The organism is Pedobacter sp. (assembly GCF_035566355.1).
GTDB lineage: Bacteria > Bacteroidota > Bacteroidia > Sphingobacteriales > Sphingobacteriaceae > Pedobacter.
The window spans coordinates 1-2,567 of record NZ_DATMRL010000282.1 but is presented as its reverse complement, the minus strand read 5'-3'; the positions used below and the strand labels follow the sequence as shown (position 1 = coordinate 2,567).

The 2,567-nt window shown below is 40.0% G+C and carries 1 protein-coding gene; it reads left to right on the top strand.

The window, feature by feature from the left end; all coding sequences use genetic code 11:
• A partial coding sequence (locus VNZ46_RS11170) for a response regulator (RefSeq protein WP_325560239.1) occupies positions 1–2,267 on the top strand: 2,267 nt, incomplete at its 5' end.
• Between the last annotated feature and the right edge of the window lie 300 nt (positions 2,268–2,567).

The following is a 2,567-nucleotide window of genomic DNA, read 5'->3' as shown; positions in this document are numbered from 1 at the left end:
AATATAATACAGCCGATGGCCTGCAGGGCCTGGAGTTTGAAGCCAATGCGGTAATGAAAACCGCTAATGGAGAAATGTTCTTTGGGGGTGTTAACGGTTTTAATTCCTTTTTTCCCGAAGAGATCCGGATCAATAAATATGTACCCCCTGTTTACCTTACAGAATTCCAGATCTTTAACAATAAAATCTATCCTGAAGTAAAGGGCTCTCCCCTCAACAAAGACATTAGTTTCACCAAAAAACTGCGTCTTCATTACGATCAGAACACCTTTTCATTTAGTTTTGCAGGCCTCAATTACACCGTACCTGAAAACAATAAATATGCCTATCAATTAGAAGGGTTTGACAAAGGGTGGAATGAAAACCGCCTCACAGGTAAAGCTTCCTATACCAATCTAGATCCTGGCACCTATACCTTCAGGGTACGGGCTTCCAACAATGATAACATATGGAATACAACAGGAACCTCTGTTCAAATAGTGATTACCCCTCCCTACTGGGCAACCTGGTGGTTCCGTCTGATCGCAGTCTGTTTGATTCTGTATCTGGCCTATTTTTTATTGAGTTTTAAACGGAAACTGGAACTTCGTGCCCTGGAAGAGAAAAAAAGAGAAGAAATGCACCAGGTTCAGCTCCAGTTTTTCACCAATATCTCCCACGAATTCCGCACGCCGCTTTCACTGATCCTCGGGCCAATAGACCGTTTGTTAAAAGAAGATTCACAAACCGCTTTTCAAAACTATTATAAAACAATTCACAGGAATGCCAATCGACTGTTGTATCTGATCAATGAGTTAATGGATTTCAGAAAAATAGAAACAGGAGCTTTAAAGCTGAAAGTCATTCCAGGCAACCTGAGCCTGTTTATTGATGAAGTCGCAGAGGAATTCTCTGAAATGGCTTTGGAAAAACAGATTATATTTAAAGTTGGAAAAACACGTGATTTTACAGAAGTCTGGTTTGACAGACAGATCCTGGAGAAAATCCTCCTCAATCTGATCAACAATTCCTTGAAATATACCAAGTCAGGTGGCGAAATTACACTTGATATTCTGGATACACTAGAGGGCACACCACCCTATTATAAAAACCAGCTGCTGATTAAAAGCGATTTTGAAGCAAAACAATATCTGTACATCAGAGTTGCAGATACCGGGATAGGCATCTCCGGCGATTCCATTCATCATCTGTTTGAACGTTATTACAGGATTACTGAATCGCATATGGGATCAGGTGTAGGGCTTGCTTTTGTAAAAAGCTTAACACTCCTGCATAAAGGCATCATCCGGGTATCCAGCGAAAAGCATCAGGGTACCGAGATCATTATAGGCATTCCTTTAGCAAAGACAGATTATAGCAAGGAAGAACTATGGGGACAAGGCGAGGATAAAGGCGGAACACGATTAGAAAGTATTAATTATACCTCAGAAGAGCAACTTCCGGCAACGATCAAAAGTCCTTTACCTAAAACAGGAATCTCATCAACAACTGTCCGGCACATCTTAATTGTAGACGACAATCAGGAACTTCGGTCCTTTCTTAAAGAAGCACTGGAAAATGAGTATCACATTTCCGAAGCAGAAGACGGACATGCCGGCCTGCTTATGGCCAGGGAAGTCTTCCCCGACCTGGTCATTAGTGATGTGATGATGCCCGGCATGAACGGTACAGAATTCTGCAGGTTATTGAAGAACGATTTAGAAACCAGCCACATTCCATTTTTAATGCTAACCGCTAAAGACAGTGTAGAAGCAGAAATAGAAGGTGTTGAATCAGGTGCAGATCTATACTTTACAAAACCCATAAATATCAATCTTTTACAGATCACCGTCCGGAACATCTTCGATCAGCGACAAAAGCTGAGAGAACATTATTCTAAGGACCATCAGACTGAATTAAGAGAACTGGTACATTCTTCAAAAGACCGCGAATTTATGGATAAGCTTCTATCGATCATTGACCAGCAACTCATCAACCCTGGTCTGGATATTGAATACCTGTGCAATGAGATTGGAATGAGCAGAACCAAACTATATCAAAAAATCAAAACCATCACCGGGCAGTCTATCGGCGAATTTGTACGGTCCATCCGCTTGAGAAAAGCGGTTGAAATTATGACAAAAGAAGATGTATTGATGACAGAAGTGATGTACAGAGTAGGCATTCAAACCCAATCTTATTTTACCAAAGCATTTAAAAAAGAGTTTGGAAAAACACCAACACAATTTCTACAGGATTTTAATTCGCCCGGAACACCTGCGCCCTAGCACTAAAATCATAGGAGTTTAATATTGACATAATATTTAAAATTGATTCCATCAGATCTGGAGTTCAAAAAAAAGGATTTTATACTGCGCTCTCCGACAGCATCCGGGCAGACATATTAAGTATAAATTCAAGTAAATAGTTTGCCAGTTATTTTTTCCTGATTTCAATATCATCCATATTTAAATCAGTATCTCCGGTATTGGCAAACTTCACCCTGATCGTTTTCATATAATCACCATATTCCTTTCCTGTTTTAAATTTCAACCACTGTTCCGTATAATCTGATTTTCCGGTTATAG